This window comes from Streptomyces sp. NPDC085946, from assembly GCF_044540485.1.
Taxonomy (GTDB): Bacteria; Actinomycetota; Actinomycetes; order Streptomycetales; family Streptomycetaceae; genus Streptomyces.
The window spans coordinates 105,503-127,860 of sequence record NZ_JBITSF010000012.1 but is presented as its reverse complement, the minus strand read 5'-3'; the positions used below and the strand labels follow the sequence as shown (position 1 = coordinate 127,860).

General features: G+C 73.4%; 24 protein-coding genes. 11 read left to right on the top strand and 13 right to left on the bottom strand.

Going from position 1 to position 22,358, the window contains the following annotated elements; genetic code table 11:
- Window positions 1–77 precede the first annotated feature (77 nt).
- From ACIF8T_RS23905 to ACIF8T_RS23895, 3 genes are all read left to right on the top strand, one after another.
- Window positions 78–1,418 (top strand): cation:proton antiporter, encoded by a 1,341-nt coding sequence (locus tag ACIF8T_RS23905; protein WP_400038126.1) that lies wholly within the window; start codon window positions 78–80, stop codon window positions 1,416–1,418.
- Window positions 1,419–1,517: 99 nt separating this feature from the next.
- Window positions 1,518–1,730, top strand: a complete 213-nt coding sequence (locus ACIF8T_RS23900) for an MbtH family protein (protein WP_359147955.1) — start codon at window positions 1,518–1,520, stop codon at window positions 1,728–1,730.
- Window positions 1,730–2,293 (top strand): hypothetical protein, encoded by a 564-nt coding sequence (locus ACIF8T_RS23895; RefSeq protein ID WP_400038125.1) that lies wholly within the window; start codon window positions 1,730–1,732, stop codon window positions 2,291–2,293. The genes ACIF8T_RS23900 and ACIF8T_RS23895 overlap by 1 nt, the downstream gene beginning before the upstream one ends.
- Window positions 2,294–2,433: 140 nt before the next feature.
- On the opposite strand, the gene ACIF8T_RS23890 is transcribed toward ACIF8T_RS23895, so the two are convergent.
- On the bottom strand, window positions 2,434–3,069 hold the full coding sequence (locus ACIF8T_RS23890) for a DUF6875 domain-containing protein (RefSeq protein ID WP_400038124.1): 636 nt from the start codon (window positions 3,067–3,069) through the stop codon (window positions 2,434–2,436).
- Window positions 3,070–3,275: 206 nt separating this feature from the next.
- Here ACIF8T_RS23890 and ACIF8T_RS23885 point away from each other — a divergent pair, with 206 nt between their 5' ends.
- From ACIF8T_RS23885 to ACIF8T_RS23860, 6 genes are all read left to right on the top strand, one after another.
- Window positions 3,276–3,470 carry a ferredoxin gene (locus ACIF8T_RS23885; protein WP_400038123.1) on the top strand — a complete coding sequence of 65 codons (195 nt, stop codon included), beginning with the start codon at window positions 3,276–3,278 and terminating at the stop codon, window positions 3,468–3,470.
- Between the two features lie 24 nt (window positions 3,471–3,494).
- Window positions 3,495–4,790: a cytochrome P450 gene (locus tag ACIF8T_RS23880; protein ID WP_400038122.1), complete on the top strand. Its 1,296-nt coding sequence runs from the start codon at window positions 3,495–3,497 to the stop codon at window positions 4,788–4,790.
- A gap of 506 nt (window positions 4,791–5,296) precedes the next feature.
- Window positions 5,297–5,407 (top strand): keywimysin-related RiPP, encoded by a 111-nt coding sequence (locus ACIF8T_RS23875; RefSeq protein WP_400038121.1) that lies wholly within the window; start codon window positions 5,297–5,299, stop codon window positions 5,405–5,407.
- 27 nt (window positions 5,408–5,434) lie between these two features.
- Window positions 5,435–7,294 carry a lasso peptide isopeptide bond-forming cyclase gene (locus tag ACIF8T_RS23870; protein ID WP_400038120.1) on the top strand — a complete coding sequence of 620 codons (1,860 nt, stop codon included), beginning with the start codon at window positions 5,435–5,437 and terminating at the stop codon, window positions 7,292–7,294.
- 29 nt (window positions 7,295–7,323) lie between these two features.
- Window positions 7,324–7,578 carry a lasso peptide biosynthesis PqqD family chaperone gene (locus ACIF8T_RS23865; RefSeq protein ID WP_400038119.1) on the top strand — a complete coding sequence of 85 codons (255 nt, stop codon included), beginning with the start codon at window positions 7,324–7,326 and terminating at the stop codon, window positions 7,576–7,578.
- Entirely contained in the window at window positions 7,575–8,012 is a 438-nt protein-coding gene (locus ACIF8T_RS23860) for a lasso peptide biosynthesis B2 protein (RefSeq protein WP_400038118.1), read from the top strand. Before ACIF8T_RS23865 ends, ACIF8T_RS23860 begins: the two co-directional genes overlap by 4 nt.
- 96 nt (window positions 8,013–8,108) lie before the next feature.
- Here the strand turns inward: ACIF8T_RS23860 and ACIF8T_RS23855 are convergent, their stop codons facing one another.
- From ACIF8T_RS23855 to ACIF8T_RS23810, 10 genes are read right to left on the bottom strand one after another with little or no spacing between them, the layout of a single operon-like run.
- Window positions 8,109–8,759 carry a CoA transferase subunit B gene (locus ACIF8T_RS23855; protein WP_400038117.1) on the bottom strand — a complete coding sequence of 217 codons (651 nt, stop codon included), beginning with the start codon at window positions 8,757–8,759 and terminating at the stop codon, window positions 8,109–8,111.
- Window positions 8,759–9,517 (bottom strand): CoA transferase subunit A, encoded by a 759-nt coding sequence (locus ACIF8T_RS23850; RefSeq protein ID WP_400038116.1) that lies wholly within the window; start codon window positions 9,515–9,517, stop codon window positions 8,759–8,761. The genes ACIF8T_RS23855 and ACIF8T_RS23850 overlap by 1 nt, the downstream gene beginning before the upstream one ends.
- Window positions 9,518–9,533: 16 nt before the next feature.
- On the bottom strand, window positions 9,534–10,310 hold the full coding sequence (locus ACIF8T_RS23845) for an SDR family NAD(P)-dependent oxidoreductase (RefSeq protein WP_400038115.1): 777 nt from the start codon (window positions 10,308–10,310) through the stop codon (window positions 9,534–9,536).
- Window positions 10,307–11,059: an SDR family NAD(P)-dependent oxidoreductase gene (locus ACIF8T_RS23840; protein WP_400038114.1), complete on the bottom strand. Its 753-nt coding sequence runs from the start codon at window positions 11,057–11,059 to the stop codon at window positions 10,307–10,309. Before ACIF8T_RS23840 ends, ACIF8T_RS23845 begins: the two co-directional genes overlap by 4 nt.
- Complete coding sequence (locus ACIF8T_RS23835) at window positions 11,056–12,027, bottom strand: fumarylacetoacetate hydrolase family protein (RefSeq protein WP_400038113.1); 972 nt, start codon at window positions 12,025–12,027, stop codon at window positions 11,056–11,058. The genes ACIF8T_RS23840 and ACIF8T_RS23835 overlap by 4 nt, the downstream gene beginning before the upstream one ends.
- 13 nt (window positions 12,028–12,040) lie before the next feature.
- Window positions 12,041–12,973: a VOC family protein gene (locus ACIF8T_RS23830; protein ID WP_400038112.1), complete on the bottom strand. Its 933-nt coding sequence runs from the start codon at window positions 12,971–12,973 to the stop codon at window positions 12,041–12,043.
- 5 nt (window positions 12,974–12,978) lie between these two features.
- Window positions 12,979–13,998 (bottom strand): amidohydrolase family protein, encoded by a 1,020-nt coding sequence (locus ACIF8T_RS23825; protein WP_400038111.1) that lies wholly within the window; start codon window positions 13,996–13,998, stop codon window positions 12,979–12,981.
- Window positions 13,995–15,125, bottom strand: a complete 1,131-nt coding sequence (locus tag ACIF8T_RS23820; protein WP_400038110.1) for an FAD-dependent oxidoreductase — start codon at window positions 15,123–15,125, stop codon at window positions 13,995–13,997. The genes ACIF8T_RS23825 and ACIF8T_RS23820 overlap by 4 nt, the downstream gene beginning before the upstream one ends.
- 39 nt (window positions 15,126–15,164) lie before the next feature.
- Window positions 15,165–16,127, bottom strand: coding sequence for a cyclase family protein (locus tag ACIF8T_RS23815; protein ID WP_400038109.1), 963 nt, complete (start codon window positions 16,125–16,127; stop codon window positions 15,165–15,167).
- Window positions 16,124–17,125: a fumarylacetoacetate hydrolase family protein gene (locus ACIF8T_RS23810; protein WP_400038108.1), complete on the bottom strand. Its 1,002-nt coding sequence runs from the start codon at window positions 17,123–17,125 to the stop codon at window positions 16,124–16,126. The genes ACIF8T_RS23815 and ACIF8T_RS23810 overlap by 4 nt, the downstream gene beginning before the upstream one ends.
- 127 nt (window positions 17,126–17,252) lie before the next feature.
- Here ACIF8T_RS23810 and ACIF8T_RS23805 point away from each other — a divergent pair, with 127 nt between their 5' ends.
- Window positions 17,253–18,182: a LysR family transcriptional regulator gene (locus ACIF8T_RS23805; RefSeq protein ID WP_400038107.1), complete on the top strand. Its 930-nt coding sequence runs from the start codon at window positions 17,253–17,255 to the stop codon at window positions 18,180–18,182.
- A 374-nt stretch (window positions 18,183–18,556) separates the two neighbouring features.
- Here the strand turns inward: ACIF8T_RS23805 and ACIF8T_RS23800 are convergent, their stop codons facing one another.
- Complete coding sequence (locus tag ACIF8T_RS23800; RefSeq protein ID WP_400038106.1) at window positions 18,557–19,567, bottom strand: LacI family DNA-binding transcriptional regulator; 1,011 nt, start codon at window positions 19,565–19,567, stop codon at window positions 18,557–18,559.
- Window positions 19,568–19,660: 93 nt separating this feature from the next.
- Complete coding sequence (locus ACIF8T_RS23795; protein WP_400038105.1) at window positions 19,661–20,674, bottom strand: LacI family DNA-binding transcriptional regulator; 1,014 nt, start codon at window positions 20,672–20,674, stop codon at window positions 19,661–19,663.
- 282 nt (window positions 20,675–20,956) lie between these two features.
- On the opposite strand from ACIF8T_RS23795, the gene ACIF8T_RS23790 reads away from it, so the two are divergent.
- Window positions 20,957–22,276 carry an ABC transporter substrate-binding protein gene (locus ACIF8T_RS23790; protein ID WP_400038104.1) on the top strand — a complete coding sequence of 440 codons (1,320 nt, stop codon included), beginning with the start codon at window positions 20,957–20,959 and terminating at the stop codon, window positions 22,274–22,276.
- Window positions 22,277–22,358 lie beyond the last annotated feature (82 nt).

Genomic DNA, 22,358 nt, shown 5'->3' with positions numbered 1-22,358 from the left:
GCGTCCGCCCGCCCGCGGACGGAGACGACGACTGACGACCGCAGACCACCGAACCGCGTCATCGGGAGCATACGGCTGTGAGTACTCATCAGGTGACCCTGCTCTTCCTCGCCCTGGCCGCGATCTCGCTCCTGGCCTTCGCCGCCGGAGCCCTCGCCCGGCGGCTGCGGCAGCCCCCCGTCATCGGTGAGGTGCTCCTCGGCGTGCTGCTGGGGCCGACGCTGCTGAACGGCGCCGTCTCCGACGCCCTGTTCCCCGAGGAGATCAGGCCCTTCCTCGCGGCCCTCGCCAACATCGGCGTGGCCCTGTTCATGTTCACCGTCGGCGCGGAGCTGGACGCCGGCCTGATGCGCGGACGCCGGTTCGTGGCCGGCACCGTCGCCGTCGGCTCCATCGTCCTGCCGTTCCTGCTCGGCACGCTGCTCGCCCAGTACCTGTTCGACAACCATCCGACCGACGACCGGGCGGGGTTCGTGCTGTTCATGGGAGCGGCGATGTCCGTCACCGCGTTCCCGGTGCTGGCCCGCATCCTCACCGACCGCGGCATGCAGCGCACCTGGCTGGGGACGGTCGCGCTGGCCTGCGCGGCGATCGACGACGTCCTGGCCTGGACCCTGCTGGCCGCGGTGGTGGCGATGAGCGGGGCGGGCACCGGCTCGCAGTGGCTCCTGCTGCTGTTCGTGCCGTACGTCGCGCTGATGTTCACCGTCGTCCGGCCCGTTCTGCGCCGCCTCCTGGACCACCGGCGGCTCGCCGGACCCGGCAACCCGGCCGCGATGGTGCTCACCCTCACCGGCCTGCTGTCGTCGGCCGCCTTCACCGAGTGGATCGGCCTGCACTTCATCTTCGGTGCCTTCGTCTTCGGCGCGGTCATGCCGCGGCGCACCATGCGCGGCGAGCCCTCAAACGTCACCGGCCAGGTGCGGGAGCGCGTCTCCTCCCTCAACGACCTCCTGCTGCTGCCGATGTTCTTCATCGTCGCGGGCCTCAAGGTGGACCTGTCCGGCATGAACGGCACGGACCTGCTGGAACTCGGCCTCATCCTGGCCGTCGCGGTGGGCGGCAAGTTCGTCGGCGCCTTCGCCGCGGCGCGCGGCACCGGTATGCAGAACCGTCCGGCGACCGCGCTCGCCGTGCTGATCAACACACGGGGCCTGACGGAACTCATCATCCTCACCGTCGGCCTGCAGCTGGGCGCGCTCGACGGTGAGCTGTACTCCGTCATGGTCGTGATGGCCCTGGTCACCACGGCGATGGCCGGACCCCTGCTGCACCTGCTCTACCCCGTACGCCCGGTGTCCCCGGGCACCGCCCCGGCTGTCCCGCCGGCGGGACGGAAAGGTGCGGGACAGGAGATCTTCCTCACCGGCCCGGCGCCGGATAATGTGAATTCCGAGAACGCGCCCGTCAGGGAATGACCGGCGCCCTGCGAACGTCATTTCCGGCGCCGTGGTGTTCCGCGTGAGGAATGCGCGAGAGAAATACGTGTGTCCGCCGCCCTACTGAGGGAGCAGAGAATGTCCAATCCTTTCGACGACCCCGACGGAACGTTTCTCGTGCTCGTCAACGAGGAAGGCCAGCATTCGCTTTGGCCGGCCTTCGCCGAGGTGCCGGCGGGCTGGACCGTGGCCCTCACGGAGACCGACCGGCAGTCGTGCCTGGACTACGTCGAGGAGAACTGGACCGATATGCGCCCGCTGAGCCTCGTACGCCAGATGGGGGAAGCGTGATGGGCGACACCGTGGAGCGGTTCCTGCTGACCGAGGACGATCTCGAGGAGTCGTTCTTCGGAGAGGAGCCCAGTGTCGCGTACGACCCCGTCTTCCTCTCCGGCGACGAGTCCGGCCGGGTCCTCATCGACCTGATCAACACGCTCACGCACGGCTCCCACCCGGAGGCGGTGGAGCACGCGGCCGGGCTCTACACCAACGTGGTCGGCTCGGTGGTCTTCCATCACGTCGCGCGGTTCCGGGGCGACGCCGCCCGGCGGGTCCTCCAGGAGTTCGTGGAGGCCCTGCACAAGTGCGACAGCTACCGGATGCAGCTCAACGACGGCATGCAGTTCGACGTCACCAAGGCCGCCGTGGAGCCGCTCCAGGACATCGCCGGCGACGGCGTCGTCACCCGGTGGGTGACGACGTCCGACGGCTACCGGATCGAGGGCTCCTGGGCGGTCGCCGTCAGCGGGGACATCCTCTCGTTCGTCAACGTGCGCCTTCCCGACCTGGCCGGGATCCACCGGCTGGCCCGCACCGCTCTGGAGCGCGCCGCGGCGGGGGCGGCCCCCTCCTGATCCTGGCCGGCGCTCCCGGCTCCGCCGGTGGCGGCCGGTCCCGGCGCGGCGGTCGCGGACGTACGAGGCGGCGGGCCCCGGACCGGGCCCGCCGCCTCGGCGTTCCTGCGTACCGGCCGCCCGCCGCGCCGGCCGCCCCGCTACGTCGGGTAGCCGTACGCCCGGGCCGCCCGCCGGTAGTGCTCCACCCGGAACCGGTCCTCGGTCTCCATGGCCTGCGGCGTGTAGGACTGCCCGAACTTCTCCCGGTACTTCTCGAACCAGTGCCGGTGCTCGGCCAGGAAGAAGATGTCGTGCAGCGCGATCGTGCGGATCGCCAGGACCGGCACCGGCGCCCTGCTCACCGCGAAGTCCGGGTTGCGGGCCGCCGGGACCTCGCAGTTCTCGTGGAACTGGCCCACCATCAGGCCCTGCGCGACGAACTCGTCCTTCACGCGGACCTGCGCCTCGTCGAGCAGCTTCGTGTCCTCGGAGCGCAGGTCCGGCAGGGCCACGACCATCGCCCGCAGCATGGGGTTGCGCCCCTGCCAGGAGACCAGCCCGTACTCGCGCAGACTGCTGCGCGCGATCTCCTCGACGAGTTCGAGCGTGGGCGAGTGGCCCACGAACCGCACCCGTATCTCCATCGTCCGGTTCTTGCGCGAGGGTGCCACGAACGGGCAGATGGGGCCGATGCGGCCGATCTCCGGATGGCGGGCCGAAATGTATTCGGTCAGCCACGAGTCGACGGCGGCGAGCGTGGAGTCGATGCTGACGGCACTTTCATCGGAACTCATGAAATGCAGCCTCTCAATCAGCGCCGGCGGGCATGAATGGTCGTCGGTCTGTCCCGCTGGCGGGACAATCCGAAGGGGCCCGGGGTGAGTTACGACCAGCTTGCCCGATCGAAACTCCCTGCACTAGCGTCGACCGCACGGTGCCGATATCGATGACACGGCAGAATTCGTGCCACCGCCCTCCAGGAATCAGAGGAGCCGCACACGTGCGCATCAGCATCGACCGAGACGGCTGTATCGGCAGCGGCCAGTGCACACTGACCGCCCCCGCCCTGTTCGCCCAGGACGACACGGGCATCGTCTACGTACTGCCCGAGGGCGCGGACGGCACGGACGACCCCTCGGTCCGCGAGGCCGAACTGGCCTGCCCCGTGCAGGCCATCACCGTTGCCGAGGACTGACGTCACGAGGAGAAGCCGAAGCGCATGTCCACGTCTCCCCCCGTTCCGCAGAACGAGCTCGACGCCGAACCGCACGCCATGCACCCGGACCTGATGGCCGATCCGTTCGGCGGCTACGGGCGCCTCAGGGAACAGGCGCCCGTCGTGCACGGACGGTACCTCGACGGCACGCCGGCCTGGTTCGTCACCCGTCACGACGACGTCCGCGCGCTGTTGCACGACCGCCGCCTGGTCAACACCCCGGCCTCGGTGCCCGGGGCGACGGGCGACGACCCGCGGCTGAAGATGATGGACATGCTCGCCATCCCCGAGGAGCTGCGTCCCTACCTGATGGGGTCGATGCTCGACACCGATCCGCCCGAGCACACCCGGCTGCGCAAGCGGGTGCTGCGCGAGTTCACGGCCCGCCGGGTGATGGACATGCGGCCCCGGATCGAGGAGATCGCCGGCCGGCTGCTGGACGCCCTGCCGCGGCACACCGCCGACGGGGCCGTCGACCTGCTCGCGCACTACGCCTACCCGCTGTCGATCCAGGTCATCTGCAACCTGGTGGGCGTGCCGGAGGCGGACAGCGACAAGTGGCAGCAGTGGGGCGAGGACCTGATCGCCATGCGGCCGGAACGGCTCGCGACCTCGTTCCCCGCGATGATCGAGCACACCCACCGGCTCATCGTGGAACGCCGTGCCGACCTCGGCGACGACCTGCTCAGCGGACTCATCCGCGGCCAGGACACGTCGGAGGGCGACATCAGCGACGTCGAACTGGTCACGTTCGTGGTGACCCTGGTCCTCGCCGGCCACGAGACGACGGCCCACCTCATCAGCAACGGCACCGCCGTCCTGCTCTCCCACCCCGACCAGCTCGCCCACCTCCGCTCCCACCCCGAGGTCACGCCCGGCGCGGTGCACGAACTGATGCGGTGGTGCGGGCCCGTGCAGACGAGCAGGCTGCGCTACGCCGCCGAGGACCTGGAGGTCGCCGGCACCCGGATCCCGCGCGGCGACGCCGTCCTCCTGGTCTTCGTCTCGGCCAACTTCGACCCGCGCCGCTACACCGATCCGGACCGCCTCGACCTGCGCCGGTACCCCGTCGGCCAGGCCGAGAACCACCTCGGCTTCGGCCACGGCATCCACTACTGCCTGGGCGCCTCCCTCGCCCGGCTCGAAGCCGAGATCGCCTTCGGCTCGCTGTTCGACCGCTACCCGGACATCCGCCTCGCCCTGGAACCGGCCGAACTGGAACGGCGTGAACGCATGCGTCTGCCCGGACAGTGGCGCCTGACCCGGCTGCCGGTGGTCCTCGGACCCGGCTGCCCCTGAGCCCGCGAAGTCCGTGCGGCCCGGAAGGCCGCCGGCCCCGGTCCGCGTCCGGTCCGCCGCGGTGCGCTGAACGGGAACCGGGTCATCCGGATGGAACGGTCCGGTTCCGGTGGAGGGCGAGAAGGGGGTGTGCGGTACGGCGAGCGGAATGCGCTGGTCGGCGACCTCAGGACGCCGTTCGCGCCGGCCCGCGCCGGGTGCGGTGAGCACGGCGGACGCGCTGGTGGAAAGGTTTCTCCTGGCCGGATATCGACGTCGGCAGAATTGTTTCTCCTTTAACTATGCCTGAATTCCGTGCCCGATTGATCGTTTTCGCGCGCCAAGTCATACGAGATGACTTGCATTTGTTCCATTGCCATGGGCGCGTGGCAAGCGGCTAGCTTCGTTCCGGTCGCCGCCTCCCGTCCCGGGCCTCCGACAGGCCCGGGCGTCGGCGGTCACGAGCCGGTCCTCCGGCTGGTGGCCGGCGGGGGAGACGGCGCGGACACCGGCATGAGGAGAAAATCATGAAGAAGGTGTACGAAGCGCCGACGCTCGCCCGGCTCGGTTCGTTCCGGAAGAAGACCGGGCTCCTGGGATTCGCCGGCAACGACCGCCTGGTCCTGAGCAAGAACTGACGGTCCACGGCTCGTCGATCCGACGCCATGACTGAACCGCACGAGGGTGCGGGTCCGGGCCCCGGCGCCGCGCACTTCGCGGTCTTTCCCGACCGCGAGGACGCGGCCGCCGTGGCCCGCTCCTTCTTCACCCGCCCCGGAACACGCACGCTGCCCCACCCCTCGGGGCGGCCCTGGCTGGTCGGCCGCTGGCACGACGACGAGATCGTCACCGCCCGCGCCGGCTCGGCCTCCCTCGCCCTCGTCGGCTGCTGCCCCCTCGGCACGGCGGAACTGGCCGTGCGGGCCGGCCGGCTGCGGGACCTCGCCCACCTCGACGGCCTGGCACGCACCGCGGCGGGCAGCTTCCACCTGGTGGCCGCGCTCGACGGACGGCTGAGGGTGCAGGGCACCGCGTCCGGTCTCCGGCTGGTGTTCCACACCCTGGTCGACGGCGTGCGGGTGGCCGCCACCCGCGCCGACGTGCTCGCCGCCGCGCTGGGCGCCGCTCCCGACCCGGAACGGATCGCCGTCCGGCTGCTGTGGCCCGTGCCCCACCCGCTCGCCGAGGCACCCCTGTGGCGGGAGGTCACCGCGGTCGGCCCGCAGGACGCCCTGACCGTCGCGGCCGACGGGCGCACCGCGCGCCACACCCGCTGGTGGACCCCGCCGGAACCGGTCCGCACGCTCGCCGAGGGCGCCCCCGCCGTCCGGGAGGCGCTCGCCGGGGCCGTCGACGCCCGGACCCGGCAGGCGGGCGTGGTCAGCTGCGACCTGTCCGGCGGCCTGGACTCGACCTCCGTCTGCTTCCTGGCCGCCCGGTCGCCCGCCAGGGTGGTGGCGAACACCTGGCCGGGACGCGACCCCGCCGACACCGACCTGCACTGGGCGCGGCGGGCGGCCCGCCACCTGCCGGACGCCGAGCACGTGGTGTGGGACGCCGACGCCTCGCCCCTCGTCTACCAGGACCTGCTCGGCATCGACGACCTCCTGGACGAGCCGACCATCGGCGTCATGGACCGCTCCCGGGTCCTGCACCACCTGCCCGCCATGGCGGAACGCGGCAGCCGGCTGCACCTGACCGGCATCGGCGGCGACCACGTCGCCTGGTGCTCCGAGGCGTACTACCACCGGCTGCTGCGCACCCGCCCGGTGTTCGCCCTGCGGCAGCTGCGCGGCTTCCGGGCGCTGTGGCAGTGGCCGCTCGGCGCCACGGCACGGGCGCTGGCCGACACCCGGCCGTACGGCAGGTGGCTGGCGGACGCCGGGCGCGGGCTGCGCGACCCGCGGCCCGCGTCCGTGCGCACCGCTCTGGGATGGGGCATGCCCCCGCGGCTCTTCGCGTGGGCCACCCCCGACGCCGAACGGGCGGCCGCCCGGGCGCTGCGGGAGGCGGCCGGCGGCGCGCTGCCGCTGCACCCGGACCGGGGGATGCACACCGACCTGGACCAGATCCGGTCCTGCACGCGCATCGTCCGGCAGTGGGACGCGATGGCCGCCCGTGCCGGGGTGCCGATGGCCTCCCCGTTCCTGGACGACCGCGTCATCGAGGCGTGCCTGGCCGTCCGGCCCGCCGAGCGCGTGACCCCCTGGCAGTACAAGCCGCTGCTGTCCGCGGCCATGCGGGGGATCGTGCCCGAGGAGTGCCTGCGGCGCACCGACAAGGCCGCGGCCTCGATGGACGCCGCCGACGGGCTGCGGGAGCACCGCGGCGACCTGCTGGCGCTGTGGGAGGAATCGCGCCTGGAACGGCTCGGCCTGGTGGACGGCGCGGCCCTGCGCCGCCTCGCGCAGCGGCCGGCCGCCCCCGGGCTGCGCGACGCGATCCTCTACTCGACGATCGCCGCCGAGGTGTGGCTGCGCGGCCTGCCGCGCGCCACGGGACGGCCGGCGCCCGTCATCCCCTGAGACCGCCTCCGAGCGAAAGGGAACCCACCATGACACTGCGATTCGGCGCCGACGTCTCCACGGCGGAGACCGCCTACGGCACCGTCCTGCTGGACGAACGCAAGGGAGAGTACTGGGAGTTGAACCCCACCGGCACCCTGGTCGTGCGCACCCTGATGGCGGGGGCCGACGAGGCGGCGGCCGCCGACGCCCTCGTGGCGGAGTTCGGCGTCGACCGGGCCCGGGCGGAGCAGGACGTCACGGCCCTGGTGGCACAGCTGCGGGCGGCGGGGCTGGTCGCATGACCACGCCCAGCGCGCTGGAGCGGCCGACCGGTGTGCCCCTGGCCCGGCGGCTGGCGGCCCGGCTGGTCCTGCCGCCCGCCGTCGCGCTGTCCTTCCTGCCGCCGCACCGGCTGCGCGCCGTGCTCGGTGTGCTGCGCCGCGGAGCCGTCCCGGCCACCGCCGCCCAGGCGAAGAACGCCCGGGACGCCCTGTGCGCGGTGAGCCTGCACTGCGCCGGGCCGCGCGGCTGCCTGCCCCGCTCCATCGGTGCGGCGCTGCTGTGCCGGCTGGGCGGGAGCTGGCCGACCTGGTGCACCGGCGTGCGCGTCGTGCCGCCCTTCACCGCCCACGCCTGGATCGAGGTCGGGGGCCGTCCCGTGGACGAGGGCGTGCCCGACGACTACTTCACCCGGCTGATCACCGTCGCCCCGCGGGCGCGGACGACGACGCGGTGACCGGCGGCGCGCGCCCCCCGCCGGTCGCTCGGCGGGGGCGCGGCCGCGTCCGTGCGCCGGCTCACGGCGGGCCCGGGAGCCGGGCCCTCGCCCCGGTCAGCAGGTGGCCGTCACACCGTCCAGCCGCAGCGGCGCGCCGGTGCGGGCCGTGATCTCCTCGACGGTGACGCCCGGGGCGGTCTCCACCAGGGCGAGGCCGCCGTCGGTGACGTCGAGGACGCCGAGGTCGGTGATGATCCGGTGCACGCAGCGTTCACCGGTGAGCGGGAGGGTGCACTCCCGGAGGATCTTGGGGCTGCCGTCCTTGGCGGTGTGGTCCGTCAGGACGATGACGCGGCGGGCGCCGTGGACCAGGTCCATCGCGCCGCCCATGCCCTTGACCATCTTGCCGGGGATCATCCAGTTGGCCAGGTCGCCGTGCTGGGAGACCTGCATGGCCCCCAGCACGGCGGTGTCGATGTGGCCGCCGCGGATCATGCCGAAGGAGAGCGCGGAGTCGAAGAAGCTCGCGCCGGGCAGGACGGTGACGGTCTCCTTCCCCGCGTTGATCAGGTCCGGGTCGACCTCGTCCGCGTGCGGGTAGGGGCCGGTGCCGAGGATGCCGTTCTCGGAGTGGAGCACCACGTGGACGCCCGGGGGGAGGTGGCCGGGGATCAGGGTGGGCAGGCCGATGCCGAGGTTGACGTAGGAGCCGTCGGCGAGTTCGGCGGCGGCGCGGGCGGCCATCTGGTCGCGGGTCCAGGCCATCAGGAACGTACCGTCCTCTTCTCGATGTGCTTGTCGGCCGCCTCGCCGGCGGTGAGGGCCACCACCCGCTGGACGAAGACGCCGGGCAGGTGGACCTCGTCGGGGCGCAGCCCGCCCGGTTCGACGAGCTCCTCCACCTCGGCGACGGTGACGCGGCCGGCCATGGCGGCCAGCGGGTTGAAGTTGGCGGCGGCCCGGCGGAAGACGAGGTTGCCGTGCCGGTCGCCGCGCCAGGCGCGCACGAGGGCGTAGTCGGTGGTGATGCCGTGCTCCAGGACGTACGGGCGGCCCGCGAAGTCCCGGGTCTCCTTGGGCGGGGAGGCGACCGCGACCGAGCCGCCCCCGGCCGCGTACCGCCAGGGCAGTCCGCCCCGCGCGACCTGGGTGCCGACGCCCGCCGGGGTGTAGAAGGCGGGGATGCCCGCGCCGCCGGCGCGCAGGCGTTCGGCGAGGGTGCCCTGCGGGACCAGCTCCACCTCCAGCTCGCCGGAGAGGTACTGCCGGGCGAACTCCTTGTTCTCCCCGACGTACGAGCCGGTGACCCGGGCGATGCGGCCCGCGCCGAGCAGGACGCCGAGGCCGCGGCCGTCGACGCCGCAGTTGTTGGAGACGACCGACAGGCCGTCCGCCCCCTGCGCGTACAGGGCACGGATCAGGACGTCGGGTACGCCGCTGAGGCCGAAGCCGCCTACGGCCAGCGAGGCACCGGCGGGGATGTCGGCGACCGCCTCGGCGGCACTGCCGATGACCTTGTCCACGGTGTGCGTGTTCCTTTCAGGGGGTGGCGCCGGGCAGGACGGCGGACCAGCCGCCGTCCACGACGAGGTGGGCGCCGGTGATGCAGGACGCCTCGTCGGAGGCGAGGAAGACGGCGGCACTGACCACGTCGGGGGCGCCGACCCGGCCGAGGGGGATGTGACGGGCGATGCCGCGCATCGGGTGGCCGTCCGCCGGCAGGCCGGTGCGCGAGCCCTCGGTGTCGATCGGGCCGGGGCTGACGCAGTTGGCACGGACGCCGTACGGGGCTCCCTCGGCGGCGAGTTGACGGGTCAGGGCGATCACGGCGCCCTTGGCGGCGGAACGGGCCGTGCGCCGGTCGGTGAGCGAGCCGGTCAGCCCCGCGGTGGAGCCGACGGTGAGGACGCAGCCGCGACCGGCGACCAGGTGCCGCCAGGCCGCCCGGACGGTCAGCCGGACCGAGTCCAGTTCGGCACGCGGGGTGAAGGAGAAGTCGTCGTACGGCCGGTCGCCGATGCCCCCGAAGCGGACGGCGCCCGCGTCGGCGTAGACGATGTCGACCCCGCCGAAGGCGTCCGCCGCCTCCTCCACCCAGGCGCGGACCGAGTCCTCGTCGGTGACGTCCAGCGGACCGGGGGTGAGCGCCGTGCCGCCCTCCCGGGCGATCAGCCGCTGGGTCTCCAGGGCCTCCTCGTGCCGCAGGTCGCCGCCGACGACGAGCGCGCCCTCGGCCGCGAACCGCAGGGCCGCGGCCCTGCCCTGACCGCGCGCGGTGCCGGGGATCAGGGCGACCTTGCCCTCCAGCCGCTTCACGACGCCCCCTCGCGAAGGGCGTCGGAGACGGACTTCACGCCGCCGTGCGCGGTCAGCCCGCCGTCGACCGGGATGTCGGCGCCGGTGATGAACGACGACTCGTCCGACAGCAGGAACACGACCAGCGGGGCGACCTCGGCGACGGTCCCCGTGCGCCCCAGGGGTGTCTCCCGGATGTTGGCGTCGCGGAAGGCGGGGGCGGCGGAGGCGGTCATCTCCGTCTCGATGTAACCGGGGTGGATCGTGTTGACGCGGATGCCGCGCGGCCCGAGTTCCGTCGCGGCCGTCCTGGAGAGCCCCCGCAGCCCCCACTTGCTGGCCGTGTAGGCGACCGGGTAGTGGGCCGTGAGGGCCGCCGAGGAACCGACGTTGACGATCGAGGAGCCGGGCGGCATGAGCGGGGCGAGGTGCTGGATGCCCAGCAGCGGGCCGGTGACGTTGACCGTGTGGACCCGGTCGAAGTCCTCGGCCCGTACCTCGCCGACGCGGGCGCGCCAGGTGACGCCCGCGTTGTTGACCAGGCCGTGCACCTGCCCGTACGACTCCTTCAGCTCGGCGGCGAGGCCGGCCCACTCCTGATCGCTGGTCACGTCCAGGCGCCGGCAGCCGCCTTCCGGCCGTACGTCGGTGGCGATCACCCGGGCGCCCTCCCGGGCCAGCGCCTCGGCCTCGGCGGCGCCCTGGCCGCGGGCCGCACCCGTGACGACGACGACCTTGCCGAGCAGCCTCCCGGGCCGCGGCCCGCTCACGGCCGCTCCCGGGTGCGACGGCGGCCGGCGGGCAGCGGCACCGGACCGGGGCCCGGCACCACCGTGTTGGCGACCGTGCCGATGCCCTCCACGGTCAGGGCGACCGTGTCGCCGGGCTTCAGCGGCGGCGGGGTCCGCTCGCCCCGCCGGCCCCACAGCTCGGCCAGGCAGCCGCCGTTGCCGCAGGTGCCCGAGCCGAGGACGTCGCCGGGCACCACCCGGGTGCCGCGCGAGGCGTAGGCGGTCATCTCCTCGAAGGTCCAGCTCATGTTGGACAGCAGGTCCCGGCCGACGACCTCGCCGTTGACCTCGGCGGTCAGCGCCAGGCGCAGGAAGCCGTCCGCGTCCCGGTACGGCTCCAGTTCGTCGGCGGTGACCAGGTACGGCCCGAGGGTGGTGGCGGTGTCCTTGCCCTTGCACGGTCCGAGGCCGACCTTCATCTCGGCGGACTGCAGGTCGCGGGCGGACCAGTCGTTGAACACCGTGTAGCCGACGATGTGGTCGCGGGCCTGCTCGGGGGTGAGGTCACGGCCCTCCCGGCCGATCACCGCGCCCACTTCGAGCTCGAAGTCGAGCACGGCCGACCCGGGCGGCACGGGGATGTCGTCGTGCGGGCCGTACACCGCGTGCGGGTTGGTGAAGTAGAACGTCGGTGCCGCGTACCACTGCTCGGGCACGCCCGAGACGCCGTCCACGGACCGGCGGACACCCTCGACGTGTTCTTCGAAGGTGACGAAGTCCCGTACGGAGGCGGGCCGCAGGGGCGGCAGCAGCCGCACCCGGGAGACGTGCGGCCCGGGCGGCATGTCGAGCGAGGCGGCGCCGGCGTCGAGGAGCGCCGGCAACCCCCCGCCGGCGGTGAGGAGTTCGGTCAGCGAGCGGACCCCGGGGACGGGGTGGAGGGTGCCGTCGTCGTCCACGACGGCGACCCGCTGCTGCTCCTGGTGCAGATAGGTGGCGAAACGCATGGCGGGGCTCCTCTCACACCGGCGGGGCGACGAAGACGCCGCGGTCCGGGTCGTTGAACGACTCCTTGGCGACGAGCTCGTTCATCGGGTTCGCGGTGCCCCACTGGTCGGTGACCTCGGGCTGGGAGAAGTCGTAGACGTGCGGGTGCCAGGTGTCCTCGTCGAGGAGCTCCAGCTCGGTGGTGTACTCGACGGTGTTGCCGTGCGGGTCGAGGAAGTAGGTGAAGGTGTTGTCGCCCGCCATGTGCCGGCCCGGGCCCCAGACCTTCTTGTACCCGGCGCGGATGACCCGGCCGGAACCGCGCATGTACTCGTCGATGCCGCGCATCTCGAAGGAGATGTGGTGCAGGGAGGTGTGCGGGCCCTTCGCCAGCGCCATGGAGTGGTGCTGGTTGCTGATCCGCATGAAGTGCATGACCTCGCCCATGTGCGGCGAGCTGAGCGTGTCGGAGAGGCGGAAGCCGAGGTGCCGCTCGTACCACTCCCGGGTCCGGTTCAGGTCGGGGGAGTTGAGGACGACGTGGGAGAGCTTGACCGGGATGGCCTCCTTCTCCTCGATCTTGCGGTGCCGCCGGACCTCGACGTCGGCGCTGACCTCGATGGTGCGGCCGTCGACGTCGAAGAACCGGAAGCCGTAGCCGCCGCCGGGGGTGTCGACCTTGCCCGGCCGGGAGATCAACTGCACGCCTCCGGCCAGCAGTCGCTCGGCCAGCGTGTCCACGTCGGCGGCGGAGGCCGCGCCGTAGGAGACCAGGTCGAGGCGCTTCTCGTCGGCCTTGCGCAGCCGGACCACGTACTGCTCCGGGGAGCCCTCGGCGGCCAGGAAGGAGATGCCGGAGTCCTCGGCGACCTTGGTCAGGCCCCAGACGCCGGAGTAGAAGTCGAGCTGCTTGTCGTAGTCGGGCACGGCGAGGTCGACGTGCCGCAGGTGGGTGAGCAGACGCATGGTGGTCAGTCCTTCCGGAGGAGGCCGGTGGCGTTGCCGCCTCGTACGGCGTGGAAGTCGGCATCGGACAGGCGCGCGGCGCGCAGCGCGCCGAGCGGGTCGTCGGTGCCCATGTCGAACGGGAAGTCGGAGCCGAGCAGCACCCGGTCGGGTCCCGCGGCGCGGATCAGCTCCCGCAGCACGTGCGGGTCGTGGACGAGCGAGTCGAAGTACAGCCGCTTGAGGTAGCTGCTGGGCGGGTGCGCGCAGCCGGCGCCCGCGTCGGGGCGGGCGGCCCAGGCGTGGTCGGAGCGGCCGATGTGGGTGGGCAGGTAGCCGCCGCCGTGCGCCGCGACCAGCTTCAGACCCGGGTGCCGGTCCAGCACCCCGGAGAAGATCAGGTGGGAGAGCGCGACGGCGTTCTCGGTGGGCTGCCCGACGGTGTTGGACAGGTACCACCGGTCCAGCCGCTCGTCCAGGGTGCACCCGAAGGGGTGCAGGAAGACGATCGCGCCGGTCTCCCCGGCCCGGGCCCACAGGGGTTCGTAGGCGGGGTCGGAGAGTTCGCGGCCCGGCGCGTGGCTGGAGATCTCCACACCGGCCAGCCCTTGGTCCAGGGCGTGGTCGAGGGCGTCCACCGCCAGGTCCGGGTGCTGCAGCGGCGCCAGTCCGAGGCCGCGCAGCCGGTCGGGGGCGGCCGAACAGTGAGCGGCGGTCGCCTCGTTGGCCAGCCGGTACAGCTTCCCGGCCGTCTCCTCGTCCGCCCAGTAGTGGTAGTGCGAGGGCGACGGGCTGACCAGTTGCACGTCGACGCCCTGGGCGTCCATCGCGGCCAGGCGCACGGACACGTCGGTGAGCCTCGGGATGCGCTCGCGGACCATGGGCCCGCTGACGGCGAGCGCGGCGGGGCCGTTGCGCCGGGCGTCCAGTTCCCTCGCCTCGGCGTGGCCGGGCAGGCCCGCCACCAGGGCCTCGATCTCGGGCAGCAGGACGTGGGCGTGCACGTCGACGGTGGGCAGGCCGCGCGGGTCGGCGCCGGAGGTCACGGCAGCTCCCTCAGCATCGTCATGGTGCGGCCCATCAGGCCGGGGACGTCGGCGTCGCGCACCCCGTCGAGCTGCCACTGCCCGAGCTGCACGGACGCCTCCACCACGGGCCGCACCCGGCCGACGCGGCGCTCGTAGTACGCCTGGAGCAGCGCGTCGTCCCAGGTGCCGGCCCCGGTCAGCATCTGCGTGAGCACCCAGGCGTCCTCCAGGGACAGGGCGGCGCCCTGCGCGAGGGTGGGCGGACAGCAGTGCGCGGCGTCGCCGACCAGCACCACCCGGCCGCGGTGCCAGGAACCCTCGACCAGCAACCGGTCGAACCAGGTGTAGTTGACCTCCGCCGGGTCGGTGATGTGCGCGGTGATCTCCGGCCAGAACCCGCCGTAGGAGCGGGCCAGGCGCAGCATCTCGTCGGCGTACGACTCCGGCGGGATGGCGGCCCGGTCGCGGTTGGCCTCGACGACGTACGCGTACAGGGTGGTGTCGCTGGTCGGGCAGTACCCGGCGATGTAGGCCGGGCCGCCGTAGGCCAGGTCGGTGCGGACCACGCCGGCCGGGCGCGGGGCGGCGACGCGCCAGATGGCCATGCCGGTCGGTTCGGGCTTGGCGGTGATGCCGATGGCGGCGCGGGTCGTGGAGCCGAGGCCGTCGGCGGCGATCACCAGGTCGTAGCGGCCCGCGGTGCCGTCGGTGAAGCGCACGTCGACGCCGTCGCCGTCCTGGACCAGGGACTCGGCCCGGGTGCCCAGGCGGACGCGGGCGCCGCTCGCGCGGACCGCCTCGATGAGGATGCCCTGGAGCCGGGGGCGCTGCATGCCGAGGGTGGCGGGCAGGTCGTCGCCGCCGGTGCGCAGGTCGCGCTGGACGTGCAGGACGGTGCCGTCGGGGGCGGTGATGCCGACCGAGCCGAACGCGAAGCCGGACGCCTGCACCTGCTCCCAGACGCCGAGTTCGCGCAGCACGCGCAGGGCGTTGCCCTGCAGGGTGATGCCGGAGCCGGCGGTGGCGTTCCAGTCGTCCTTGGCCTCGACCAGGTCCACCGCGATGCCGGCGCGGCGCAGCAGGATCGTCACGGCGTTGCCGGCCGCGCCGCCTCCGACGACGAGGACCGTGCGGGGTGGGGTCATGGGGAACTCCCTTGTTCCTCGGGCCCGTGGGGCCCCGGGTTACTTGACGGCGACGGGGTTGACGGGGGAGCCGACCGCGCCGGTGATGGGCAGGGGCGCGGCGGTGAGCCAGAACGCGTACGCGCCGTCGGCCGCGCAGTCCTCGGCGAGCGCCTCCAGGTCCCACATCTCGCCGATCAGCAGGCCGATGCGCGGGATGGCGATCTGGTGCAGCGGCTGGAAGGCGTGCTCGAACTCGTTGGGCCGCACCTCGAAGCCCCAGGTGTCGGTGGCGATCGCGGCGATCTCGGTGCCGTGCAGCCAGCCGGCGCTGGTGAAGGACAGGCCCGGGGCCGGTCCGCCGGCGTAGTCGCCCCAGCCGTCGCGGCGGGCCCGGGCGAGCTGCCCGGTGCGCACCAGCACGATGTCGCCGCGCCCGACGGTCACCCCGTGCGCCTCGGCCGTGGCCGTCAGGTGCTCCTCGGTGATCGCGAACCCGTCGGGCAGTTCACCGCCGGTGCCGACCACGCGGCCCACGTCCAGCAGCACGCCGCGCCCGGCGACGTGCGGCGCCATGTGCTCGATGCCGGTGACCAGGTCGCCCTCGGAGGTGACGACCCGCTCGGCCGGGCGGCCGTTCCACGCCTTGCCGTGGTCGAAGATGTGCCCGAGACCGTCCCACTGGGTGGAGCACTGCAACGGCATCGCGATCACGTCGTCGGCGCCGCCGAGACCGTGCGGGAACCCCTGGTTGCCGAGCGCGGCGTCCACGCCGGTGTCCAGCATGGTGTGCACCGGGTTGGTGCGCCGGCGCCAGCCCTTCTGCGGGCCGTCCATGTCGAACCGCTGCGACAGCGAGAAGCTGACGCCCCGCCGGACGAGCGCGGCGCCCTCGCGGCGCTTGGCCTCGTCGAGGAAGTTCAGGGTGCCGAGCACGTCGTCCGCGCCCCAGCGGCCCCAGTTGGAGTACGCCTCGGCGGCGCGGGCGATCTCGCCCTCCGGGTCGTGGCGGTCGAGGGTCACGACGCGGCCTCCGCCACACAGCGGGTGCGCTGCACGCCGAGCCCGGTGACCGACCCCTCCATGACGTCGCCGTCGCGCAGCAGCCGCCCCCAGTGCATGCCGTTGCCGGCCGGGGACCCGGTGAGCACCAGGTCGCCGGGGAGCAGGCGCGCGGTCTGTGAGGCGTACGCCACCATCCGCGCCACGGTGAAGATCATGTCCTGGGTGGACTCGTCCTGCATGGTCTCGCCGTTGAGCTTCAGCGTCACCCGCAGGTCGCCGGGGTCCGCGATCGACCCGGCGGGCACCAGCCACGGGCCCAGCGGCGTGAAGCCCGGCGCGTTCTTGCTGCGCAGCCAGTCGGTGCCGATCTGCGGCATGTCCCGGCGGAAGACGGTGGCCCGGTCGGTGAGGTCGTTGGCGATGGTGTAGCCGGCGACGTACTCCAGGGCCTCCTCGACGGGCACCCGGTACGCGGGACGGCCGATCACGGCGGCCAACTCCAGCTCCCAGTCGGGCTGTTCGGCCCAGGCGGGCAGGACGACGTCGTCGTACGGACCCGTGACCGCGCTCGGCAGGCCGATGAACACGTACGGCAGGTCCTCGGCCGCCCGGCGGTCCATGATCTCCGCCGCCTCGGCGCGCCGCTCCTCCTCGGGCCGGTCGTCGCCCGGGGCGCGGTGCGCGACGTGCAGGTCGATCACGTGCTGCCGGTAGTTCGCCCCCGACTGGAAGACCTGGCGCGGCTCCACCGGGGCGTGCACGCGGAAGTCCGCCAGCGGCCTGCGCCGCGCGCTCCCGTCGCCGGCCAGCGCCCGCAGCCTCGGCAGGACGGCCGGCCACTCCTCCAGCAGGCTCCGGACGGTCGACCGGGCGTCGCCGAGGGCGGCCCGCAGGTCGAGCACCTGGGCGTCGGGCGTGACGAGGGCGGGGAACGCGGGCTCCCCGGGAGCCGAGAGCGTGGCGAGGGCGAACGGTCCGGCGAAGAGCGCGGACACGGGTTCAGGTTTCACGGACATGTCCTCCTGATTGCGGTGTGACTAATCTGGACCCGGCACCCGCGATCGGGGAAATAGATTCTGTGGATCGGTGCCATCCATCCGGTGGATTCGCCCTGGTCGGCGTCGTACATGCGAGGGGAAGCCCGTGAACCTGGCCCGCCTGGACCTCAACCTGGTCGTCGCCCTGCGCGCCCTGCTGGAGGAGCGCAACGTCACCCGCGCCGGGCAGCGCGTCGGTCTGAGCCAGCCCGCGATGAGCGCCGCCCTGGCCCGCCTGCGCCGCCACTTCGACGACGACCTGCTCGCCCGGGTCGGCGGCCACTACGAACTCACCGCGCTCGGGCAGGTCCTCCTCGACCGCACCGCCACCGCCTACGACCTGCTGGAACGCCTCTTCACCAGCCAGGCGCACTTCGACCCGGCCGAGGAGCAGCGGGAGTTCAAGCTCGTGGCGTCCGACTACGCCGTGGCCGTGTTCGGCGCCGAACTGGCCCGGGTGGTGCACGAGGAGGCCCCGGGCATCCGGCTGCGCTTCGCGCAGACGCCGACCAGCGTGGTCGACGACACGGCCTCCCTGCTGAGCGCCACCGACGGCCTGCTCATGCCGCGCGGCGTGATCAGCGACTTCCCCGCCACCGACCTCTACGAGGACCGCTGGGTGTTCCTCGTCGCCGACGACCACCCGAGCGTCGAGGACCGGCTCACCCGGCAGGACCTCGCCCGGCTGCCGTGGGTGACCTACCAGCGCACCTACGACGCCCCGGCCGTGCGCCAGCTCGGCATGCTCGGCGTCGAGCCGCGCGTGGAGGTCTCCGTCGACAGCTTCCAGCTCCTGCCCCTGCTGGTGGCCGGCACCCGGCGCATCGCCCTGATCCAGGCGCGCCTGGCCCGCCTCCTCACGTCGCTGGCCGCGGTCCGCGTCCTGGAGCCGCCGTACGAGGCGGTGTCGCTCCAGGAGGCCCTGTGGTGGCACCCCGTGCACACCCACGACGCGGCCCATATCTGGCTGCGGGAGACGGCCGCCCGGGTCGGCCGGCGGATGGCCGACGTGCCCGGGCTCCAGGGCCCGCCGTGAGAGGCCGTCGTGAGAAGGCCGCCGTGAGAGGCCGCCGTGAGAGGCCGTCGTGAGAGGGCCGTCGAGCCAGGTCCCGCGGTGACGGGCCGCCGGCCGCGACGGACGGGCCCGGGCGCGGGGCAGGCGGCGCGGACGGGGGGCGGACGTGGCCGGGGGCGGGCGGAGGCCGCGGGAGCCGGGGCGGCCGGACGCAGGTCGGCGGGAGCCGGCGAGATCCGGGGCGGCCGCGCGGGGGCGGACGCGAGCCGGGACGGAATCCGTGCCTCCGCGGTCCGCGCGATCCCGGTCCCGGATGCCGGTGATCCGGCGCGTGGATACCCCGACGCCTCACCCGCGGCGGCGAGACCCCGTGCCACCGCGCCGGCCGGACACCGTCACCGCGCCGGCGCCGCCATGGTCGAGCGGCGCACCACCAGTTCCGGACGCAGGACGACATGGGCGTGCTCGTGGCCGGCGCCCGGGGCGGTGTCCGCGAGGAGCAGGCGGCCGGCCTGCCGTCCCGCCGCGGCGGCCGGCCGCCGGACCGAGGTGAGCGGGACGACGGCGGACGCGGCGGACTCGACGTCGTCGTACCCGACCACCGCGATGTCCTCGGGCACCCGCAACCCGGCCTCGTACAGCGCCTGGAGCACGCCGAGGGCGAGCAGGTCGCTGCCGCAGAACACGGCGGTCGGCCGGTCCGGCAGGCCGAGCAGGCGGTGCCCGGCGTCCCGGCCCGCGCCCACGGTCGGGGCCGGGCACGGCAGCTCCCGCAGGCAGGCGGCCGGGAGTCCGGCCTCCCGGACCGCGCCGAGGGCCCCGCGGTGCCGGTCGCGCACCTGCTGCAGGAGGCCGGGGCCGCTGACGTGGGCGATGCTGCGGTGGCCGCGCTCCAGCAGGTGCCGGACCGCCGCGTGACCGCCCGCCACGTCGTCGATCCCGACCGAGCAGGCGCCGGGCTGGGGCGCGTTCCGGCCGGCCACCACGAAGGGGACCGCGTGGCGGCGGAAGGCGGCGGCGGTGCGGCCGGTTCCCTCGCCGGAGGTCAGCACGGCACCGCGGACCTGGTGGGAGGCGAGCAGCGCCAGGTGGCGCGCGGTCTCGGCGGGGTCGCGGGCGCCGGTGCACACCAGGACGCCGAGACCGGCCTCGCGCGCGGCCTCCTCCACCCCCGTGGCCAGCGCCGTGCAGAACGGATCGCCCAGGTCGAGGACGAGGACGGCGATCACGCGGGAGGCCAGGCCGCGCAACGGCCGGGCGCCCTCGCCCCGGACGTAGCCCAGCGTGTCGATCGCGTCGAGGACCCGGGCGCGGGTGGGCTCGGCCACGATCTCCGGCCGGTTCAGCACGTTGGAGACGGTCCCGAGCGACACGCCGGCCTCCCGCGCGACGTCCTTGACGCCCACTCTCCGGCCTCCCGCCGTCCCGCCGGTCCGCCGCCCGGTCCCCGGCTCCCGGTGGGCCGCGCGCGCCGTCCCGGCCCCGCGCCGGTCCACGGCCTAACCGCCCTGGGGAGCCGCGGTGCTGCCGCGCACCACCAGCCGCGGGGTCATCGTGGTCCGCATGGCCCGGTCCCGCCGGCCCTCCACCCGCTCGATGAGCATCCGCGCGGCGCCGGCGCCCATGGTGTGCCCGGCCTGGTCGACGCTGGTCAGCCGCACGGTGGCCAGGGCGGCGAGCGCAGTGTTGTTGTAGCCGACGAGCGAGAGGTCGTCCGGGATGCGCAGGCCGAGCTCGTGGGCCGCGCGGTAGATGCCGAGGGCGGCGACGTCGGCGCCGGTCATGACGGCGGTCGGCCGGCGTTCGGCGGTCAGCAGGGTCATCCCCGCCTTGAAGCCGCCGTCGTCGGAGTAGGCCGCGTGCTGCACGCGCGCGTGCTCCGTGAGGCCGTGGCGTTCCATGGCCCGGAGGTAGCCGTCGGTCAGCACGATCTCGGGGGTGCGCTTCCAGCGGTTGGCCGGGGTGCCGGGGGCCGAGACCAGGGCGATGTCGCGGTGGCCCAGCGCGACCAGGTGGTCGACGACGAGGCCGGCGCCGAGGTCGTCGGCGTCCACCACCGAGTCGTGGAGGTCGGACGCGTCGTGGTGGCCGATGACCACGGTCGGCGTCGCCCCGGCCGTGGCCAGGACCTCCTCGCGCGCCGTCCCCGGCGCGATGAGGATCAGGCCGTCCATCTGCCGGTCGACCATCGCGCGGATGGTCCGGGCCTGTTCCCCGGGGTCGAAGCCGGCCGCCCCGATGAGCACGGTGTACTCGCTGGAGCGGAGCTCGTCCCGGATGCCGTCGAGGATGTCCGCGAAGAACGCGTTGCGGACGTTGTCCAGCAGCACCCCGATCGTGTAGGTCCGGCCGCGCATCCCCCGCGCCGCCGCGTGCGGGCGGTAGCCGAGCTCGGCGATGGCGGCCCTGACCTTCTCCTGCATCGCCGGGCTCACGCCGTAGGCGTTGCGCAGCACCTTGGAGACGGCGGCGGTGGACACGCCGGCGTGCCGGGCGACATCGGTGATGGTCACGCGTCTGTTCTGCCTGGCGTCCGCGGCCCGGTCCATCGTCAGCACTCCGGTTGTCGTAGTGATGGGTATAACGGTCTACACGGCCACCCCCGGGTTTCGTCAACCCCTCCGGCGCGTCACCGTGGCGTTACGTGTCTGTGTCTTGACGGGATCGGGGGACGGGTGCAGGGTGTTGCCCACTCGCTGTAGAGAACGTTTTACACGGCATCCGCCGGGCCCGCCGAGCCGCCCCGGCGCTCCTCTCGCACCTCGCCTCCTCTCCAGATCCCACCGGGAGTCTCCGTGTCCCCTCGCATGCCCCGTGCCCGTCGTCGTGCGCGTCTGAGCCTGTACACGGCCGGGACCGCCTCACTGGCCCTGCTCGCGACCGCCTGCGGCGGCAGCGGCGGTGGTTCCTCGGCCGCGCCCAAGGAGTTCAGCTACCTGAGCGTCACCGAGAACACCACCGTCAAGACCGCCCTGACCACCCTCTCCCACGGGGAGTGCAAGGCCGCGAACGACGCCCTGCCGCTGAAGGTGGAGACCGTCCCGCAGGCGAGCCTCGACCAGAAGCTCCAGCTGCTCGCGGGCCAGAACGCGCTGCCGGTGCAGTTCGCGGCGGGCAACGCCCCGGCCCTCACCCAGCAGCTGGCGAAGTCCGGCAAGATCGCCGACCTGGAGAAGGAACTCACGTCCCTCGGCGTCTACGACCGGCTGGAGCCGGCCGCCGTCTCCACGGTCAAGGCGCTGTACGGCGGGAAGTTCCGGGTGCTGCCGTACGAGTACAACATCGAGGGGATCTTCTACAACAAGAAGCTCTTCGAGGAGAACGGGCTGAAGGTGCCCGGCACCTGGGACGAGCTGGTCTCGGCCGCGGCGAAGCTGGAGTCGGCGGGCGTTCGGCCGTTCTCCGCCTCCGGGCAGCAGGGCTGGCCGCTGACCCGGATGATCAGCGGCTACCTCTACCGGAGCCTGGGTCCCGACGCGCTGCAGAAGGTGGCGGACGGTGAGGCGAAGCTGACCGACCCGGAGTACGTGAAGGCCGCCGAGGAGGTCGCCGAGCTGGGGGAGAAGGGCTACTTCGGCAAGGGCGTCGGCTCCATCGACTACGACACCGCGATGAACGAGTTCCTGAACGGCAAGGCCGCCATGTTCTACATGGGCAGCTGGGCGCTGGCGAACATCTCCGACGAGAAGCAGAACAAGGTCGGCGCCGAGAACGTCGGCTTCATGCCCTTCCCGGCCGTCTCCGGCGGCAAGGGCTCGATCGACCAGTACCCCTCGAACGTCGGCCTCGGTATCACCCTCGGGGCCAAGTCCTTCGACGCCAGGACCGGCGACTGGGTCTCCTGCATCGCGAAGAACTACGGCAGCACCGCGCTGAAGGACCACGGCACCATCTCCGGCTTCAAGGTCGGCACCGAGGTCAAGGACGCCGACGCGGTCACCACCCAGGTTCGCGACACCATCAGCTCCTCGAAGCGGAACGTGCTGTGGTTCGAGGCCCTGTTCTCCACCAAGGCCACCACCGTCAGCCAGACCAACGCGGCGAGCCTGGTAGCCGGCGGCATGAGCCCGAAGCAGTTCATGCAGACCGTGCAGGACGCCCTGTCCGCACGGTGACCGGCCGGGGGCGGCCCGCACGCCTCCCCGCGTGCGCCGCCCCCCGCCGCCGCAGGCAGGCCTTCCCGACGGAAACGAAGTG

What these genes read in the sequence shown, in the direction of transcription:
- ACIF8T_RS23865 (WP_400038119.1), top strand. Translation starts at nt 7,324, where the DNA reads ATGACACTGCGATTCGGCGCCGACGTCTCCACGGCGGAGACCGCCTAC.
- ACIF8T_RS23890 (WP_400038124.1), bottom strand. Translation starts at nt 3,069, where the DNA reads ATGAGTTCCGATGAAAGTGCCGTCAGCATCGACTCCACGCTCGCCGCC.
- ACIF8T_RS23900 (WP_359147955.1), top strand. Translation starts at nt 1,518, where the DNA reads ATGTCCAATCCTTTCGACGACCCCGACGGAACGTTTCTCGTGCTCGTC.
- ACIF8T_RS23830 (WP_400038112.1), bottom strand. Translation starts at nt 12,973, where the DNA reads ATGCGTCTGCTCACCCACCTGCGGCACGTCGACCTCGCCGTGCCCGAC.
- ACIF8T_RS23895 (WP_400038125.1), top strand. Translation starts at nt 1,730, where the DNA reads ATGGGCGACACCGTGGAGCGGTTCCTGCTGACCGAGGACGATCTCGAG.
- ACIF8T_RS23835 (WP_400038113.1), bottom strand. Translation starts at nt 12,027, where the DNA reads ATGCGTTTCGCCACCTATCTGCACCAGGAGCAGCAGCGGGTCGCCGTC.
- ACIF8T_RS23855 (WP_400038117.1), bottom strand. Translation starts at nt 8,759, where the DNA reads ATGGCCTGGACCCGCGACCAGATGGCCGCCCGCGCCGCCGCCGAACTC.
- ACIF8T_RS23820 (WP_400038110.1), bottom strand. Translation starts at nt 15,125, where the DNA reads ATGACCCCACCCCGCACGGTCCTCGTCGTCGGAGGCGGCGCGGCCGGC.
- ACIF8T_RS23810 (WP_400038108.1), bottom strand. Translation starts at nt 17,125, where the DNA reads ATGTCCGTGAAACCTGAACCCGTGTCCGCGCTCTTCGCCGGACCGTTC.
- ACIF8T_RS23860 (WP_400038118.1), top strand. Translation starts at nt 7,575, where the DNA reads ATGACCACGCCCAGCGCGCTGGAGCGGCCGACCGGTGTGCCCCTGGCC.
- ACIF8T_RS23870 (WP_400038120.1), top strand. Translation starts at nt 5,435, where the DNA reads ATGACTGAACCGCACGAGGGTGCGGGTCCGGGCCCCGGCGCCGCGCAC.
- ACIF8T_RS23880 (WP_400038122.1), top strand. Translation starts at nt 3,495, where the DNA reads ATGTCCACGTCTCCCCCCGTTCCGCAGAACGAGCTCGACGCCGAACCG.
- ACIF8T_RS23875 (WP_400038121.1), top strand. Translation starts at nt 5,297, where the DNA reads ATGAAGAAGGTGTACGAAGCGCCGACGCTCGCCCGGCTCGGTTCGTTC.